The organism is Bacillus sp. JNUCC-22 (assembly GCF_018861275.1).
Classification (GTDB): domain Bacteria; phylum Bacillota; class Bacilli; order Bacillales; family Bacillaceae; genus Bacillus; species Bacillus velezensis.
The window spans coordinates 387,141-403,354 of record NZ_CP076408.1; the positions used below are offsets into that span (position 1 = coordinate 387,141).

General features: G+C 47.9%; 17 protein-coding genes. 10 read left to right on the forward strand and 7 right to left on the reverse strand.

Annotated features, from left to right (window positions below; all coding sequences use genetic code 11):
• The first annotated feature begins 63 nt into the window (after positions 1-63).
• From JNUCC22_RS01945 to JNUCC22_RS01960, 4 genes are all read left to right on the forward strand, one after another.
• Entirely contained in the window at positions 64-747 is a 684-nt protein-coding gene (locus JNUCC22_RS01945) for a two-component system response regulator YclJ (RefSeq protein ID WP_216062087.1), read from the forward strand.
• Positions 734-2,167 carry a two-component system sensor histidine kinase YclK gene (locus tag JNUCC22_RS01950; RefSeq protein WP_216062088.1) on the forward strand — a complete coding sequence of 478 codons (1,434 nt, stop codon included), beginning with the start codon at positions 734-736 and terminating at the stop codon, positions 2,165-2,167. Before JNUCC22_RS01945 ends, JNUCC22_RS01950 begins: the two co-directional genes overlap by 14 nt.
• Before the next feature lie 152 nt (positions 2,168-2,319).
• Entirely contained in the window at positions 2,320-3,468 is a 1,149-nt protein-coding gene (locus JNUCC22_RS01955) for a Rap family tetratricopeptide repeat protein (protein ID WP_029326229.1), read from the forward strand.
• Positions 3,452-3,571, forward strand: a complete 120-nt coding sequence (locus JNUCC22_RS01960) for a phosphatase RapC inhibitor PhrC (RefSeq protein WP_003156334.1) — start codon at positions 3,452-3,454, stop codon at positions 3,569-3,571. Before JNUCC22_RS01955 ends, JNUCC22_RS01960 begins: the two co-directional genes overlap by 17 nt.
• 148 nt (positions 3,572-3,719) lie before the next feature.
• Here the strand turns inward: JNUCC22_RS01960 and JNUCC22_RS01965 are convergent, their stop codons facing one another.
• Both JNUCC22_RS01965 and JNUCC22_RS01970 read right to left on the reverse strand, forming a co-directional pair.
• The gene (locus JNUCC22_RS01965; RefSeq protein WP_012116800.1) at positions 3,720-3,815 is read right to left on the reverse strand and encodes a YjcZ family sporulation protein; all 96 of its coding nucleotides are present in this window, start codon (positions 3,813-3,815) and stop codon (positions 3,720-3,722) included.
• Between the two features lie 94 nt (positions 3,816-3,909).
• Positions 3,910-5,274: an aspartate kinase gene (locus tag JNUCC22_RS01970; RefSeq protein ID WP_059366589.1), complete on the reverse strand. Its 1,365-nt coding sequence runs from the start codon at positions 5,272-5,274 to the stop codon at positions 3,910-3,912.
• A 413-nt stretch (positions 5,275-5,687) separates the two neighbouring features.
• Here JNUCC22_RS01970 and JNUCC22_RS01975 point away from each other — a divergent pair, with 413 nt between their 5' ends.
• Genes JNUCC22_RS01975 through JNUCC22_RS01990 form a run of 4 tightly spaced genes read left to right on the forward strand, consistent with a single transcriptional unit; the run spans position 5,688 to position 9,296 of the window.
• Entirely contained in the window at positions 5,688-6,641 is a 954-nt protein-coding gene (locus JNUCC22_RS01975) for an ABC transporter permease (protein WP_015239156.1), read from the forward strand.
• Positions 6,631-7,578: an iron chelate uptake ABC transporter family permease subunit gene (locus JNUCC22_RS01980; protein WP_007410274.1), complete on the forward strand. Its 948-nt coding sequence runs from the start codon at positions 6,631-6,633 to the stop codon at positions 7,576-7,578. The genes JNUCC22_RS01975 and JNUCC22_RS01980 overlap by 11 nt, the downstream gene beginning before the upstream one ends.
• Positions 7,572-8,330 carry an iron ABC transporter ATP-binding protein gene (locus JNUCC22_RS01985; protein ID WP_003156330.1) on the forward strand — a complete coding sequence of 253 codons (759 nt, stop codon included), beginning with the start codon at positions 7,572-7,574 and terminating at the stop codon, positions 8,328-8,330. Before JNUCC22_RS01980 ends, JNUCC22_RS01985 begins: the two co-directional genes overlap by 7 nt.
• Positions 8,331-8,351: 21 nt before the next feature.
• Positions 8,352-9,296 carry a siderophore ABC transporter substrate-binding protein gene (locus tag JNUCC22_RS01990; protein WP_007410275.1) on the forward strand — a complete coding sequence of 315 codons (945 nt, stop codon included), beginning with the start codon at positions 8,352-8,354 and terminating at the stop codon, positions 9,294-9,296.
• Positions 9,297-9,337: 41 nt separating this feature from the next.
• On the opposite strand, the gene JNUCC22_RS01995 is transcribed toward JNUCC22_RS01990, so the two are convergent.
• The 4 genes from JNUCC22_RS01995 to JNUCC22_RS02010 form a co-directional block, all read right to left on the reverse strand.
• Positions 9,338-10,762: an MDR family MFS transporter gene (locus JNUCC22_RS01995; RefSeq protein ID WP_007410276.1), complete on the reverse strand. Its 1,425-nt coding sequence runs from the start codon at positions 10,760-10,762 to the stop codon at positions 9,338-9,340.
• A gap of 17 nt (positions 10,763-10,779) precedes the next feature.
• Positions 10,780-11,655 (reverse strand): TetR/AcrR family transcriptional regulator, encoded by an 876-nt coding sequence (locus JNUCC22_RS02000; RefSeq protein WP_012116807.1) that lies wholly within the window; start codon positions 11,653-11,655, stop codon positions 10,780-10,782.
• Between the two features lie 160 nt (positions 11,656-11,815).
• On the reverse strand, positions 11,816-12,562 hold the full coding sequence (gene nfsA, locus JNUCC22_RS02005; RefSeq protein WP_150940988.1) for an oxygen-insensitive NADPH nitroreductase: 747 nt from the start codon (positions 12,560-12,562) through the stop codon (positions 11,816-11,818).
• Between the two features lie 16 nt (positions 12,563-12,578).
• A complete protein-coding gene (locus tag JNUCC22_RS02010) occupies positions 12,579-12,866 on the reverse strand; it encodes a putative quinol monooxygenase (RefSeq protein WP_003156323.1) in 288 nt (95 codons plus the stop codon).
• A gap of 141 nt (positions 12,867-13,007) precedes the next feature.
• On the opposite strand from JNUCC22_RS02010, the gene JNUCC22_RS02015 reads away from it, so the two are divergent.
• Complete coding sequence (locus JNUCC22_RS02015; protein WP_038456955.1) at positions 13,008-13,322, forward strand: ArsR/SmtB family transcription factor; 315 nt, start codon at positions 13,008-13,010, stop codon at positions 13,320-13,322.
• A 27-nt stretch (positions 13,323-13,349) separates the two neighbouring features.
• On the opposite strand, the gene JNUCC22_RS02020 is transcribed toward JNUCC22_RS02015, so the two are convergent.
• Entirely contained in the window at positions 13,350-14,759 is a 1,410-nt protein-coding gene (locus JNUCC22_RS02020; protein ID WP_216062089.1) for a MocR-like transcriptional regulator GabR, read from the reverse strand.
• 107 nt (positions 14,760-14,866) lie between these two features.
• Between JNUCC22_RS02020 and gabT the strand changes: the two genes are divergently transcribed.
• A complete protein-coding gene (gene gabT / locus JNUCC22_RS02025; RefSeq protein ID WP_216062090.1) occupies positions 14,867-16,174 on the forward strand; it encodes a 4-aminobutyrate--2-oxoglutarate transaminase in 1,308 nt (435 codons plus the stop codon).
• Positions 16,175-16,214: the final 40 nt, after the last annotated feature.

The following is a 16,214-nucleotide window of genomic DNA, read 5'->3' on the forward strand; positions in this document are numbered from 1 at the left end:
CGAAAACATCCGAGTAAAATGGTGCTATTATAAGAAAAAGCGTGAAGATAAGCGGAGGAACCAATGAAGATATTAATGATAGAAGACAATATAAGCGTATGCACCATGACGGAAATGTTCTTTTTTAAAGAAGGGTTTGAAGCCGAATTTGTCCATGACGGAGTGGAAGGCTATCAGCGGTTCACGGAAGAGGACTGGGATTTGGTCATTCTGGACATTATGCTTCCATCCATGGACGGAGTGACGATCTGCCGGAAAATAAGAGAGACGAGCAGTGTGCCGATTATTATGCTGACCGCAAAGGACACAGAGTCTGATCAGGTGATCGGATTTGAAATGGGGGCCGACGATTATGTCACCAAGCCGTTCAGCCCGCTGACACTAGTAGCGCGGATTAAAGCGGTGATCAGAAGATACCGGGCGACGGGGCAGGCCGTAAAAAGCGACGACTTGATCGAAACGGCGTATTTTTCAATCAATAAGAAGACGCGGGAAGTGTTTCTGCACGGAAAACCTGTCGAGAATCTGACGCCGAAGGAATTCGATCTGCTCTTTTATCTCGCACAAAACCCGCGCCAGGTCTTTTCGAGAGAGCAGCTGCTTGAGCAGGTGTGGGGCTATCAATTTTACGGCGATGAACGTACGGTTGATGTTCATATTAAACGGCTGCGCAAAAAACTGTCCAGTGAGGAAAAACCGTTTTTATACACGGTGTGGGGGGTAGGATACAAATTTGATGAGGATTAAATACTTATATCAGCTGCTGTTAAGCCATGTCAGCATTTTGATTTTGGCCTTTTTCATCATCATTTCCCTGTTTTCGCACTTTGTGAAAGATTTTGCGTATCAAAATAAAGTGGATGAGCTGTCTTCTTACGCCCAGCAGATCACAAGTGAGCTGAACGGCCGCGATCTTGATCTGCGCCGCCTGTATCCGTATCAGGACATGTTAAAAACGCGCGAGACCAGGTTTATTATTTTTGATGAACATCAGCGGCCTTACTTTTTTCCTGACGATATGCCGCCGCGCGAGAAGCTGAAAAGTAAAGAGTGGCACATGCTGAAGCAAGGGAAAACCGTTCAGATCAGAGCGGAGATGAACCGTTTTAATACGGAAGGCTTAGAAGTATCGCTTGTCGCAAAGCCGCTTTTTATCAACGATCAATTTAAAGGGGCGGTGCTGCTCGTGTCTCCCGTCAGAGGGGTCGAGCAGATGATCAGCCAGGTCAACCGCTATATGATTTACGCGATCATCAGCACCCTTATCATCACGATTCTGCTGAGCTGGCTTTTATCTAAATTTCACGTCAAGCGGATTCAGACATTGAGGGATGCGACCGGAAAAGTGGCATCAGGTGATTACGATATTTCGCTCAAGAACAGCGGCGGCGATGAAATCGGCATGCTGGCGTCCGATTTCAACACCATGGCCAAAAATCTGAAGCAATCGAGAGAGCAGATTGACCGCCTAGAAAAACGGAGGCGCCAATTTATCGCCGATGTCTCCCATGAGCTGAGAACGCCTTTGACGACCATTAACGGACTTGTGGAGGGGCTTAACAGCAACACCATCCCGGAAAAAGAGAAAGAGAAATGCTTCTCGCTGATCAGCGAAGAAACGAAGCGGATGCTCAGGCTCGTGAAAGAAAACCTGGATTATGAAAAAATCAGATCCCAGCAAATCAAACTGGACAAGCTCAGCCTGCCGCTCATCGAGGTGTTTGAAATTATTAAAGAGCATCTCAATCAGCAGGCGGAGGAAAAACAAAATCAGCTGCGGATTCAAGTGGAGGACGGCGTCAAAGTGTTCGCCGATTATGACAGGCTGATCCAGATTCTCGTCAACATCACGAAAAACAGCATTCAATTTACGCAAAAGGGAGACATCACGCTGCGCGGGTATGAAGGCTATAAAGAAACGGTGATTGAAATCGAAGACACCGGGATCGGCATCTCCAAAGAGGAAATTGAGCATATATGGGAGCGGTTTTATAAGGCGGATGTGTCCCGGACGAATACGGCATACGGCGAATACGGACTCGGCCTTTCCATCGTCAGGCAGCTCGTCGAAATGCACAAGGGCACGATAGATATTGACAGCGAAAAAGGAAAAGGCACGACCTTTACAATCCGCCTTCCGCTGAATACGAAAAATGAATCATCTTGAAACCGGCGGTCCCGTCTGGCCGCCGTCTGTTTTAACTCCACTCGGAAAATTGCGCTCTGCCGAAACAAAGTTTGCGTGTTTTTCGGGATGGAAAGAGACGGAAACGTGATAAAATAACTGGTAAACAGGTCTTGGATGGGGAGGGTGAAGGAATGAAGAGCGGGTTAATTCCTTCTTCAGCAGTCGGGCAGAAAATTAACGAGTGGTATCGATACATCAGAACATTCAGCGTGCCGGATGCGGAGATCTTGAAGGCCGAGATCAAACAAGAGCTTGACCATATGGAGCCTGATTCGAACTTAGTGCTTTATTATTCCCTCATGGAATTTCGCCATCAGCTGATGCTGGACTACTTGGAGCCGCTGGAAAAACTGAAGATAGAAGACCAGCCGACCCTGTCGGAAATTCTTGATAACATTGATAACAGCCAGGCCGGCCTCAAAGGGCTTCTCGATTATTACGTCAATTTTTTCAAAGGCATGTTTGAATTTGATAAAAGAGAATTTATCTCAGCGATTACATATTATAAACAAGCTGAGAAAAAACTGGCCTTCGTATCGGACCATGTGGAACGGGCGGAGTTTTATTTTAAAGTGGCCGAAGCTTATTATCATATGAAACAAACGTATTTTTCTTTGATACATATAAAAAACGCTTATGAAATTTACGTAGAGCAGGACACATATAACGTCCGGATCATTCAATGCCATTTTGTATTCGGCGTCAATTTAATGGATGAAAGGCGCTTTGAACAGGCGGCCAAACATTTTCAGCACGCTCTGCAAATGGCCGAAAAAGAACAAAAAGCGCAGCTTGTCGGGAGGGCGCTGTATAACCTCGGACTGTGCTACTACAATCAGGACCGCATCGGCGAAGCGATTCCGTACTTTGAACGGGCGGTCGATACATTTGAATCACAAAGAATCGTCAATTCTCTTCCTCAAGCATATTTTCTAATCACACTCATTTACTTTAAACTCGGAAAAAAAGAAAAAGCGTCGGAATATCACAAGCGGGGATATGAATATGCTAAAGAAACAGACGATCCCGTTTACACGGTAAAATTCGAATGGCTGCAGGCTCTGTATCAGGCGAAACCGGATGAGGAAACAATCAGCGCGTGTTTCAGTTACCTGGAAGATAAAAATTTATACGCCGATATAGAGGATTTAGCACTAGAAGCAGCTAAATATTACTATGAACAAAATTGCTTTAAGATTTCTTCTGACTATTTTCTGAAAGTCGAAGAGGCAAGGAAACAAATACAAAGGAGTGAGGGTTTGTATGAAATTGAAATCTAAATGGTTTGTTATTTGTTTAGCAGCCGCCGCGATTTTTACAGTGACAGGAGCAGGCCAGACAGATCAGGCTGAATTCCATGTAGCTGAAAGAGGAATGACGTGAGAAGAAAATAGCCTGAACAAAGGAAAAGACTGCATGGGAATGTTCCCGGCAGTCTTTTTTTGCGCGTCCGGACTCGGACAGCGGCGGAAAACAAAAGAAAACGCCGCAGGTCAAAACCCGCAGCGTCCTCATATAGACGGAGCGATGCTTAGAAACCGCCAACATAGGCAGTACCTACAATAACCAACAGGATAAATAAAACAACGATCAAAGCGAAAGAGCTGATTCCAGAATATCCTGACATGAGCTTCACCTCCATATTGTCTATACCATACAATATGTAAAAGAAGCTGCTTTGTAAGGGATATTAGTGGACAAGAGAAAAAAGAGGCGGTGTCCTATGAGAGTAAGACTCCGGCAAAAAATTCGTCATACAGTGCCCGCACCGCGTGTCTTTCCTGCTCTTCTTTCACTCCGAACATCATGCTGACTTCCGAGGACCCTTGATTGATCATCTCGATGTTGACGCCGGCTTCCGACAGTGCTTTGGATGCTCTGGCGGTTGTGCCGACATTATGGCGCATCGCTTCCCCGACGACCATAATCAGCGCCAGATTATGCCTGACTGTGACTTCATCGGCTTGAAGTTCCTGCTTCAGACGGGTGACGAGCCTGTGTTCCAGTTCTGAGTCCATCTGATTGTGCCGGAGGATGATCGTGATGTCGTCAATACCGGATGGAACATGTTCATACGTCAATCCTTCTTCCTCCAAAATGTGAAGGGCTTTGCGGCCGAAACCGATTTCCCGGTTCATTAAATATTTGCTTATGTAAATGCTGCAAAAGCCCGTGTCGCTTGCGATGCCGATGACTGGCCCGTTCGTATTGTCACGGCTGCTGACGACGCGTGTTCCTTTCGCATCCGGATTATTCGTATTCTTAATCTGCACGGGGATGCCGGCCCGAAATGCGGGAATCAGCGCTTCATCATGAAAAACGGAAAATCCGGCATAGGAGAGCTCACGCATTTCCCGATACGTCAGTTCGTTAATTTCTTTCGGATGCCGCACGATTGACGGGTTGACGGAATAGACGGCGTCCACATCAGTAAAGTTTTCGTACAGGTCGGCTTTTAAGCCGCTGGCGAGAATGGAGCCGGTAATATCAGAACCGCTCCGGGAAAACGTCACAATCTCATGCTCCTTCGTGTAACCGAAAAATCCCGGAAAAATGATCAAGCCTTCACGGTTTCTCAGACGGTACAAATGACCATAAGACTCGGGGAGCACCTGCGCGCTTCCGGGTTCATTCGTCACAAACAGCCCCGCTTCTTTCGGACTTACGTATTCCGCTTTCACGCCCTGCCGTCGGAAGTAGGCTGCGATCAGCTTCGCGTTGTTGTCCTCGCCGCTCGCCTTCACCGCATCCATATATTGTTCGGGATTGGTTTTACAGCTGTTTAAAAGAGCGAATAGGTCACTGCGGATTCTTTCTATAATAGAGAAATCCAGGTTCAGCTCACGCGCGATGGCGGCGTACCGTTCAATGACCGTTTCGGCAAGCTCGGGCGCTGCACCTTTTTGCAAATAATGCTCCGCACAGCGGATTAACAGATCCGTCACCTTTGTATCGTCCGAGAAGCGTTTTCCCGGTGCCGATACGACGACGGCTTTCCGCGCGGGATCAGCCGTCACGATTTGAAACACTTTCTCAAGCTGGGCTCCTGACGCAAGAGAGCTGCCTCCGAATTTTACAACTTTCATGATTTACATCCCCTAATATTTAAATTTTCTCACAAATTTAATTTTTATTATCTCTCTTTCAAACATGTAAATCAAGGATTTTTTCTACGTGGGGAGAACATTTGTATTTACATGGAGGAATTTTGCCGCTGTTTGTCAGATTTGTTTCCCTCAAGCGTGTCATCATGTGCAAAAAATGATAAGCAGCCAAATGAAGGTTATAGAAAATCCTGCAAATTCTTGATAGACTGATTGTAAGATAATTTAGTGTACGGCCCGCGGATGACCGCTTTTGAAAGCAAAACTGTATTGACTGCGCTTGGAAAGATGATAAGATTATAATTGTCGTTGATAATGATAATCATTACGAGTGGGATATATGGGAGTTGTTTGGCAATCAGTCATACCGTTTGTGATGGGTGCAGGGAGGCAGCATGAAGCTACGTTACTTACTTTTGCTACTGGCGGTTTTGGCGTGTACTTCTATATTTATCGGTGTAGAAGATTTGTCGCCGCTGGATATTTTTCATTTAAATAAAGAACAGGCAGGTACATTGTTTGACAGCCGGCTGCCGCGTTTGGTGAGCATTATCATCGCCGGCATGAGCCTGAGCATCTGCGGATTAATCATGCAGCAGATCAGCCGGAATAAATTTGTATCGCCGACGACTGCGGGGACGATGGACTGGGCAAGGCTCGGAATCTTGATTTCATTAATGCTTTTTACGTCAGCGAGTCCGCTTGTGAAAATGTCTATCGCTTTCGTTTTCGCGTTGGCGGGGAATTTCCTTTTCATGAAAATCCTCGAGAGAATCAAGTTCAATGATGCGATTTTTATTCCTCTCGTCGGTTTAATGCTTGGGAATATTGTCAGCTCAATCGCCACGTTTATCGCATATAAATACGATCTGATCCAAAACCTGTCATCATGGCTGCAGGGAGATTTCTCACTGGTCGTCAAAGGCCGGTATGAGCTTTTATATCTGAGTATCCCGCTGGTGATCATCGCTTATGTGTATGCAGATAAATTTACGGTGGCGGGAATGGGAGAGAGCTTTTCCGTCAATCTCGGCCTGAAATACAAACGCGTCGTTAATATCGGTCTGATTATCGTGTCGCTCATCGCTTCACTGGTGATCCTGACCGTCGGGATGCTGCCGTTTCTCGGTTTGATCATTCCCAATATGGTGTCGATTTACAAAGGGGACAACCTGAGGAGCAGCCTGCCTCACACCGCTCTGCTGGGCGCTGTTTTTGTGCTGTTTTGCGACATTTTGGGAAGGGTGATCATCTTCCCGTACGAAATTTCCATCGGCCTGATGGTCGGTGTTATCGGCAGCGGCATCTTCCTGTATATGCTGTTAAGGAGAAAAGCATATGAGTCATAATAAAAAAATTACGCTGCTGGCGGCGCTCGCCATGATATGTATCGGATTCTTCCTGTTCTACGGACTGGGCAATTGGGAATACTCCCTGCCGAGACGATGCTTCAAAGTGCTTGCCATGATGCTCACCGGAGGAGCGATCGCGTTTTCAACGGTCATCTTCCAGACGATTACAAATAACCGCATACTGACACCGGGCATTTTAGGCCTCGATTCCCTGTATATGCTCATTCAGACCGTCATCGTGTTCCTGTTCGGTTCAATGAATATCGTCATGATGAACAAAAATCTTAATTTCGTCATCTCCGTCGGGCTGATGGTGCTCTTGTCCCTCGTTTTGTATCAGCTCATGTTTAAAGGCGAGGGGCGGAACGTGTTTTTCCTTCTGCTTGTCGGCGTCGTGTTCGGCACGCTGTTCAACAGTCTGTCATCCTTTATGCAGATGCTGATTGATCCGAATGAGTTCCAGGTTGTTCAGGACAAAATGTTTGCCAGTTTTAACAATATCAATACCGATCTTTTAGGGTTTGCCGGTGCTGTCTTTCTTCTGACGGGCATTTATGTCTGGCGGTTCACGCGTTTTTTTGACGTGCTGTCGCTCGGCAGGGAGCACGCCGTCAACCTGGGGATTGATTACGATAAGCTTGTGAAACAGATGCTCATTGTCGTCGCCATTCTTGTGTCTGTCTCTACGGCTCTTGTCGGACCGATTATGTTTTTAGGACTGCTTGTCGTCAATCTGGCGAGAGAGTTTTTAAAAACCTACAGGCACACGTATTTAATCGCAGGTTCTGTCCTGATCAGCATCGTCGCGCTCGTCGGGGGCCAGTTCGTCGTGGAGAAAGTGTTCACGTTTTCCACGACGCTGAGCGTCATCATTAATTTTGCCGGCGGGATTTATTTTATCTATCTGCTGTTAAAGGAGAATAAATCATGGTAGAGGTCAAAAATGTAAGCAAACAATACGGAGGGAAAACCGTCCTTGAGAAAACGTCTCTATCCATTCAAAAGGGCAGGCTCACCTCATTTATCGGTCCGAACGGCGCGGGAAAAAGCACGCTGCTGTCTATCATGAGCCGGCTGATTAAGACGGATTCCGGGGAAATCACGGTCGACGGGCAAGAGATCGGGGCCTGTAAAAGCAACGATCTGGCAAAAAAAATCAGCATCCTGAAGCAGACGAACCAAATCAATATCAGGCTGACGATTAAAGACCTGGTCAGCTTCGGCAGATTTCCGTATTCCCAGGGGAAACTGACGGATGAAGATTGGGTGCATATCAACCAGGCACTCAGTTATATGAAGCTGGATGACTTAAAGGATAAATATCTCGATCAGCTCAGCGGGGGCCAGTGCCAGAGGGCGTTTATCGCGATGATCATCGCTCAGGATACGGACTATATTTTTCTCGATGAGCCGCTGAACAATTTAGATATGAAGCATTCCGTTGAAATGATGAAGCTGTTGAAGCGGCTTGTGGAAGACTTCGGAAAAACGGTCGTCGTAGTGATTCACGATATCAACTTCGCATCCGTATATTCAGACCATATCGTTGCACTGAAAAACGGCCGGATCGTCAAAGAAGGGCCGGCGGAGGAGATCATTGAAACCTCCGTGCTTGAAGATATTTATGATATGACCATCCCGATTCAAGAGATTGACAGTCAGCGGATCGGTGTGTACTTTTCTTAAAAACCAGATGAGGTGAAAATCATGAAAAAATTCGCATTGCTATTCATTGCGCTCGTTACGATTTTTGTTGTTTCTGCATGCGGAAACGGGGACAAAACATCAGGCAAATCAAAAGAAACAATCACAATCAAAGATGACCTGAACAAAGAAGGCGTCAAAGTGCCGAAGAATCCGAAAAAAGTCGTCGTATTCAACTTCGGAATGCTGGACACGATGGATGAACTGGGTTTACAGGATCATGTGGCGGGGCTTCCGAAACAAAACATTCCAAAATACTTATCTTCATATAAAAGTGATAAATACACCAATACAGGCGGTTTAAAAGAACCGGATTTTGAAAAAGTCGCGGATATTGACCCGGATTTAATCATTATCGCTCACAGACAATCTGATTCTTATAAAGAGTTCTCAAAAATCGCGCCGACGATTTACCTTGATGATGACTATACAAACTACGTTGACAGATTCAAGCACAACACCGAAGTGATCGGCAAAATCTTTAACAAAGAAAATGAAGTGAAAGATAAGCTTGCGAAAATTGACAAATCCATTGCGGATCTGAAGAAAAAGACAAGCAGCACGGATAAAAACGGGTTAGTGGTGATGGCGAACGACGGCAAAATCAGCGCGTTCGGATCTAAATCAAGATACGGCTTCATTCATGATGTGTTCGGCGTCAAACCGGCTGACAAAAACATCGAAGCCTCATTGCACGGACAAAGCATTTCTTATGAATATATCGCCAAAACAAACCCTGATTATATGTTTGTCGTTGACCGCGGAACAGCGATCGGCACAAAATCTTCAACAAAACAAGTGGTTGAAAATGATTATGTAAAATCGGTGAAAGCGGTGAAAAACAACCATGTTGTCTACCTTGATTCAGCTACATGGTATTTATCAGGAGGCGGCCTGGAATCCATGGCGCAAATGGTGAAAGAAGTTAAAGACGGAATCGAGAAGTAAAAAAAGAACCCGGTCACATACGTGATCGGGTTCTTTTTGGTTTACCGCGTAACGGCCTGCTGCTGCTCGGGCTGACGCGGTTTTTTCTTCAATATAAAAGATAGGAGGAAGCCGGCCAGCGCGATGCAGGCGGCTACGACAAATGCCGCATTCATGCCGTGCAGGGCGGCGTTTGCCGGAGTTGTCGCATTTGCGTGCGCGGCCTGGCTGCTCATCACGGAAACTAGCAGCGCCGTACCGATAGAACCGCCGACTTGGCGGACGGTATTGTTCATGGCTGTGCCGTGCGGAATTAAGTGGCGCGGCAGGGCGTTGATTCCCGCTGTCGTCACCGGCATCATAATCATGGCTGTTCCCAAAAGCCGCGCGGTATAAACGACGACAATCCAAATAAGAGACGTCGAGTCCGTCAGATTCATAAACGGCAGGGACGTGAGCAGGATGATGAAGAATCCGGTCATCGCAAGGCCCTTTCCGCCGATTTTGTCAAACACCCGGCCGATAAACGGAGACATCATCCCCATCACAATCGCGCCCGGCAAAAGCATTAATCCGGTATCAAACGCGGATACGCCCCGGACTTTTTGTGTGTAAAGCGGGAGAATGGTTTCAGTTCCGATCAGCAGCGCGAAAACAAGCGTTCCGAGCAGGGTGGTCAGGCTGAAAATCCCGAAAGAAAACACACGGAATTCCAGCATCGGTTTTTTGAGCTTCATCTGTCTTGCGATAAAGAAAATCAGCGCGACCGCTCCGACAAGCAGCGAAGTCAGCACTTCAGTACTGGTCCACCCTGATGAACCGGCGCTTGAGAAGCCGTAAAGCAGACCGCCGAATCCGAGGGTCGATAAGATCACAGATAAAATATCAATCTGTGTTTCTCGTAATGTCGTGACGTTTTTCATCAGAATAATCGCTAAAAGCAAATCGATGACTGCGATCGGGAAGATAATATAAAACAAAGACCGCCAAGAGAATGCTTCGACCGCCCATCCGGAAAGCGTCGGGCCGATCGCCGGCGCGAACGAAATAACCAAGCCGACCATACCCATGGCGCGGCCGCGCTTTTCCATCGGGAAAATCGTGAGAAATACCGTCTGCATGAGCGGCAGCATAATTCCGGCGCCGGCCGCCTGAATAATCCGGGCCGTTAAGAGCACCGGAAAGTTCGGGGCGAATGCGCCGACAATGGTGCCCGCCGTGAAAATACTCATGGCGGAAATCAAGAGGGTGCGGCTTGTGAATTTCTCTATTAAAAACGCGGTAATCGGAATCAAAATCCCGTTCGTCAGCATAAACGATGTTGTCAGCCATTGCGCTTTGTTGGCGTCTATATTGAAGTCATTCATAATGTGCGGCAGCGCCGTAATAAGCAGTGTCTGGTTCAAAATGGCGACGAACGCACCCGCCAAAAGAATCCCGACAATGACAGAGCGGTTGTATGGTGCAGTTTTAATACTCTTATTCAAGCTGATTCCTTCTTTCTTTATAGTTTGAGCAATGTTTTAACGGCTGCAAGCGGCTGGTGCAGCGGTCCGGCCTGCTCCAAATAACCGATGAGCGCTTTGATGAGAAAATCCCGCGGCTGTTTGTCCGCTGATTCTTTCTCCAGCATAGCCGCCGCGGAAGCGAGTCCTGCGGCGTCATATTTTTCCTCCGGAAGGGCTGAGACCGCTTCTTTCAGTTCCTTCAGGCTTTCAGCCAGCAATACGTTTTTGTCTTTCGGCTCAAATGAGGAAGCGGAGGCGATATAAAGGTCAATCATCTCCTGAGGCAATGCGGTTTCGGTTGTCCTGTTTTCGACGATGAGATTGAGATGGCGGATGATAAACTCCGTGAGCGGCTCCAGGGCGAGCGGTTCTTTTTCCAGCTTAATCAGCGTGATGCATTCTCTCAGGAGCCCCTGCAGGACGATCACCAGCTCCCATACATAAGGAATAATGTCTTCGCCGTACGTCTGAATCAGTGAATCGCGATGCCAGCAGATAAAGGTGGAGCGGGCTCTGTGGATATGCCGTTTTACCCGCTCATTAATGGAAGAGGGGCTTCCGTACATCAGCATATTAAAAAACTGCTGATTGCGCCTGAAGCCTTCAAGCTCAGCCATCAGTTTTTTGGCAAACCGTTCCTCAGGGGAGAGGCTCGTTTCTTCATTCAATAATGAAGCGGCGGCTACCATCTGTTTCTGGTTAAAGTCGAGCAGCTCCAACAGCAGGTCTTCCTTTGATTCAAACAGCTTATATAAAGACGCTTTGGAGACTTTGCACTCCTCTGCGATCGCCTGCATCGAAACCGACGAAAAGCTTTTCCCGGAAAACAGCTTTCTTGCCGCCAGCAGAATATCCGTTTTCTTATCATTCATAAGCCCAGATTCCTTCTTTCGTCACAATAGAAAACCCATCGGTTCACAGAAAACCAATGAGTATATGATGAAAATATTAACAAAAATTTTTACATAGTGTCAACGCTTTTGTTTGAGGAACAGAAAAAACCTGCCGGAGTGTTCCGGCAGGCTGATCCGCTTATTTATCCGTCTTAAACCCTTGTTTTTCAAGCATTTCACGAATGTGAGGATAATAAAGCTGCTTATAGTAGGAGGTGATGCCTTGTGACCAGTTTCTCGTTTCCTGTCCGTCGGTGCGTTTTTTCATGTATTCGGACATCTGCTTGTCATAGGCCTCGATATGTGTTCTTAAATCTTCCTCTTGATACGTTTCATGATGCAGAACGGCTGCTTGCGGCAGACGCGGTTTTTTCGCGGAGCGGTCTGCCGGATGGCCGATGACGAGACCGGAAACCGGGAAAACGTATTTCGGGAGTTTCAGCAATTCAATGAGTTCGTCCGGCTTGCCGCGCACGGCGCCGATCGGCACAGTGCCGAGTCCCATTGATTCAGCCGCAGCCGTTGCCGTACCCAGCGCAATCCCGACATCTACGGCTCCGACCAAGACGGACTCTAAACCGTTCGTGATCTCAAGCGGTGTATCATTATACTCTTCAAGCGCAATTTTGGCGCGGTTAAAATCAGCGCAGAATAAAAGGAAAACCGGCGCTTGGTCAATCCACGGCTGGCCGCCAGCCAATTCGGATATTTTTTTCTTCCGCTCCTTATCTTTCACCGCAATAACGGTAAATTGCTGGCCGTTAATGGAAGTGGGCGCTGCCTGAGCGGCTTGGATGATAAGGCCCAGCTGTTCATCCGATACGGGTTCATCTGTGTAGCTGCGGATGGAACGGTGGTCTGTTAATAATTGAAGGACTTCGTTCATGTCATTCATCCTTTCATTACTCTGACAGTTCTGTGCGGACGACGTCAAGCGGCGCACTCAGCACTTCTTTTGCTTTTGCCACGAATCCTTGGAAATGGTCAGTTGCGTTGTGGAATTTCATCGCTTCTTCATCTTTCCATTGTTCAAGCATGACGAATGTATTTTCCTCACCGACTTTTTCGAAAAGGTCGTATTGCACATTTCCTTCTTCTGCGCGTGAATGCTGAACAAGTGATTGCGCTTCTCCTAAAAATTCCTCGCGTTTATCCGCTTTTACTTTCATGTAAGCCTGTAAGACGATCATGGTTATTCCTCCTGATTGGGTTAATTTGTTATAGTTCGAATATTATCGAACTAACTGTAACATGTTTCGTTGCGAATGGTAAAGGAAAAACCCTCACCGCCTAAATTGTCACCCGCCGATGATCTGTGTTACATTTGACTCATGAACATTCCAAACCATCCTCAAACCGAACGCTTACAGCTGACAAAGGTTCTTCATGCTCTGAGTGATCCGCTCCGCTTAGAGCTGGTCAAACAATTGGCGGAAACAACAGAAAAAACGTGCGGAACCTGCGCTGATGTCCGGGTCGCTAAATCAACGCTGTCCCATCACTTCAAAGTGCTGCGGGAAGCGGGGATCGCCCAGGTGCGCATAGACGGGAAGCACCGCTATTATTCCCTGCGCAAAGATGATTTACAAGCGGCGTTTCCCGGCCTGCTGGAGGCGATTTTGCAGACAGAACCGGACCGCTGGTAAATAAGTCCCCGAATTCCGGGGGTTTTTTTATGCGCCGAAAACCGCCCGGTAAAGCCTGTGGACGCCTTCTTGAATATCGCTCTCCTTCAGGCGGGCGAACCCCAGAATGAGCTGCGGCTTATTTGAATCGCCTCCCGCTTTCAGACGGAACCGGCTCATCGCAAACAGATCGAGCTGTTCTTCATCCGCCCGTGCCAATATCTCTTTTTCTGAACGGGCGCAGTCAAACTCAGTGACAAAATGAAGCCCCGCATTGGCGCCCTTTACACTGATTCTTTCACCGAATGTTTCTTCCAAAGCCGAAATGAGGCGTTCCCGCATGTTCTTATAATGCTGCTTCATCTTTTTAATATGTTTCTGATATTCACCTGATTCGATAAATTCTTTCAGCGCGAGCTGGGCAAGCGTGCTGCACGTATGCAGGTCATACGTTCTCTCTTTGAACGTCCGCAAAAGCCCGGGCGGCAGAACCATATAGCTGATGCGCAGACCTGGGAAAAGGGATTTTGAAAAGGTCCCCATGTAGATGACATTTTGAAACCGGTCAAGGCTTTGAAGCGCCGGTATTGTATCGGCGTCATATTTAAATTCACTGTCATAATCATCTTCAATGATGAAGCGGCCGTTCTGTTCGGCGGCCCAGTTTAAAAGCTGAATCCGCCGGGAAGCCGGCATGATCACGCCTGAGGGGAATTGATGGGAAGGCGTGGTGATCAATACAGAGGGCCGGCGTTTTTCGATTTCGTCCATGGACATGCCTTTTTCATCAAGGCTGATCGTCGCCGTCTTTTTCTCGAGGTTTTGCAGCAGCCGGTACATCCTCATATATCCCGGGTTCTCCATGGCGTAGAGTGCGTCTTCTGGCAGCAGTTCCGTCAGCAGCTGCACCAGCATTTGCGTGCCCGCTCCGAGCACGATTTGTTCCGGGCGGCATGTAACGCCCCTTGTCAGGGAAATAAGCCGCGAAATTGTTTCACGGACTTCATATAAACCTTGCGGATGGACGAGTTCTCCGAGTGTATGAAATGAACGGGCGGCTGCTTTCTGCTCACAGCGGAACCAGCTTTTCAGGGGGAAATGCGCCGTATCCACACTCATATGAGAAAACGAAATCCAGCCGCTCTTATCCGTCTCCCGCTCTTTCAAATTATCAGGCAATAGGAGCGAAGGCGTTTCTTCATGATCAAACGTTTCAATTTCCTCCACGAAAAAGCCTTTTCTTTCAACCGCATATAAATAACCTTCTGAAAGCAGCTGCTGATAAGCTGAATTCACTGAATTCACGCTGACCTTCAGCGTCTCGGCAAGCTCCCGTTTAGACGGCACCTTTGTATGAGGCATCAGGCTGCGCTTCAAAACGGCCGCTTTTATGTGCTGATAGATCTGCTGATAGATATAATCCGCCGTTTCCGAATGGTCAATGGAAATCGTCAGCATCCAGACTCTGCCCCTTTCTGATACCATGGATAAATTGATTTTGGTACTTTTCATCATACCAAAAAGAAGTCAGAATGATAAGAAAACAATGCAGGGGGATGGAATCTATGAGTCGAACAGCATCATCGGAAGTGACAACTGCCCAGTGGCAGCAAAAACGGGATCAATTCGTTTCCAAGGGGGTCGGCAACGGAAACCGCAGCATGGCGGTAAAAGGGGAAGGGGCGCTTTTGTACGATTTGGACGGCAGACGATTCATTGATTTTGCCGGAGCGATCGGAACGCTGAATGTCGGCCATTCCCATCCGAAAGTGGTGGAGGCCGTGAAGAAACAGGCGGAGGATCTGATTCACCCGGGATTTAACGTCATGATGTATCCGTCTTATATTGAGCTGGCCGAAAAACTTTGCGCCCTTGCGCCGGGAGATCATGCGAAAAAAGCGATTTTTCTCAATTCGGGGGCGGAAGCGGTGGAAAACGCCGTGAAAATCGCCAGAAAATACACGAAGCGCCAGGCTGTCGTGTCATTTACAAGAGGGTTCCACGGCCGCACGAACATGACGATGAGCATGACGAGCAAGGTGAAGCCTTATAAATTCGGTTTCGGCCCGTTTGCCTCAGAGGTGTATCAGGCGCCGTTTCCTTACTATTATCAAAAGCCGGCCGGCATGAGCGACGAGCAGTATGACGACTTTATCATCAGCGCTTTTGAGGATTTCTTTATCGCCGCAGTTGCACCGGAAACCGTCGCCTGTGTCGTCATGGAGCCGGTTCAGGGAGAAGGCGGCTTCATCATTCCGTCAAAACGTTTCGTCCAGCACGTCGCCGCTTTTTGTAAAAAACACGGCATTGTTTTTGTAGCGGATGAGATTCAGACCGGTTTTGCCAGAACGGGAACGTATTTTGCGATTGAACATTTCGGAGCCGTTCCTGATTTGATCACCGTATCCAAATCACTTGCGGCCGGATTGCCGCTCAGCGGCGTCATCGGCCGGACGGAAATGCTTGATGCCGCCGCGCCGGGGGAACTCGGGGGCACATATGCGGGAAGCCCGCTCGGCTGTGCGGCTGCGCTTGCGGTCTTGGACATTATTGAAGAAGAAGGGCTGAATCAGCGTTCCGAGGAGATCGGCCGGATCATTGAGCATCAAGCGCTCGAGTGGAAAAAAGAGCATGCCTGCATCGGAGAAGTGCGCAGACTCGGCGCGATGGCGGCCATCGAAATTGTCAAAGATCCGGACACGCGGGAACCGGACAAAGCAAAAGCCGCGGCGATCGCCAAAACGGCGAACGAGAACGGACTGCTGCTGCTGACGGCCGGCATTAACGGCAACATTATCAGATTCCTGACGCCGCTTGTCGTGACGGATGAGCAGCTAAAAGAAGGCCTTTCCATTATCGAAGCAGCTCTGTGAGTTCAATTATTGGAATGCCGGCGGATGTGTCTGCTATCAT

Coding starts and splice junctions, on each gene's coding strand:
- gabT (WP_216062090.1), top strand. CDS start 14,867: ATGAGTCGAACAGCATCATCGGAAGTGACAACTGCCCAGTGGCAGCAA.
- JNUCC22_RS01985 (WP_003156330.1), top strand. CDS start 7,572: ATGGTAGAGGTCAAAAATGTAAGCAAACAATACGGAGGGAAAACCGTC.
- JNUCC22_RS02000 (WP_012116807.1), bottom strand. CDS start 11,655: ATGAATGATAAGAAAACGGATATTCTGCTGGCGGCAAGAAAGCTGTTT.
- JNUCC22_RS01960 (WP_003156334.1), top strand. CDS start 3,452: ATGAAATTGAAATCTAAATGGTTTGTTATTTGTTTAGCAGCCGCCGCG.
- JNUCC22_RS01945 (WP_216062087.1), top strand. CDS start 64: ATGAAGATATTAATGATAGAAGACAATATAAGCGTATGCACCATGACG.
- JNUCC22_RS01970 (WP_059366589.1), bottom strand. CDS start 5,274: ATGAAAGTTGTAAAATTCGGAGGCAGCTCTCTTGCGTCAGGAGCCCAG.
- JNUCC22_RS02015 (WP_038456955.1), top strand. CDS start 13,008: ATGAACATTCCAAACCATCCTCAAACCGAACGCTTACAGCTGACAAAG.
- JNUCC22_RS01990 (WP_007410275.1), top strand. CDS start 8,352: ATGAAAAAATTCGCATTGCTATTCATTGCGCTCGTTACGATTTTTGTT.
- JNUCC22_RS01975 (WP_015239156.1), top strand. CDS start 5,688: ATGAAGCTACGTTACTTACTTTTGCTACTGGCGGTTTTGGCGTGTACT.
- JNUCC22_RS01965 (WP_012116800.1), bottom strand. CDS start 3,815: ATGTCAGGATATTCTGGAATCAGCTCTTTCGCTTTGATCGTTGTTTTA.
- JNUCC22_RS02020 (WP_216062089.1), bottom strand. CDS start 14,759: ATGCTGACGATTTCCATTGACCATTCGGAAACGGCGGATTATATCTAT.
- JNUCC22_RS01955 (WP_029326229.1), top strand. CDS start 2,320: ATGAAGAGCGGGTTAATTCCTTCTTCAGCAGTCGGGCAGAAAATTAAC.
- nfsA (WP_150940988.1), bottom strand. CDS start 12,562: ATGAACGAAGTCCTTCAATTATTAACAGACCACCGTTCCATCCGCAGC.
- JNUCC22_RS02010 (WP_003156323.1), bottom strand. CDS start 12,866: ATGATCGTCTTACAGGCTTACATGAAAGTAAAAGCGGATAAACGCGAG.
- JNUCC22_RS01980 (WP_007410274.1), top strand. CDS start 6,631: ATGAGTCATAATAAAAAAATTACGCTGCTGGCGGCGCTCGCCATGATA.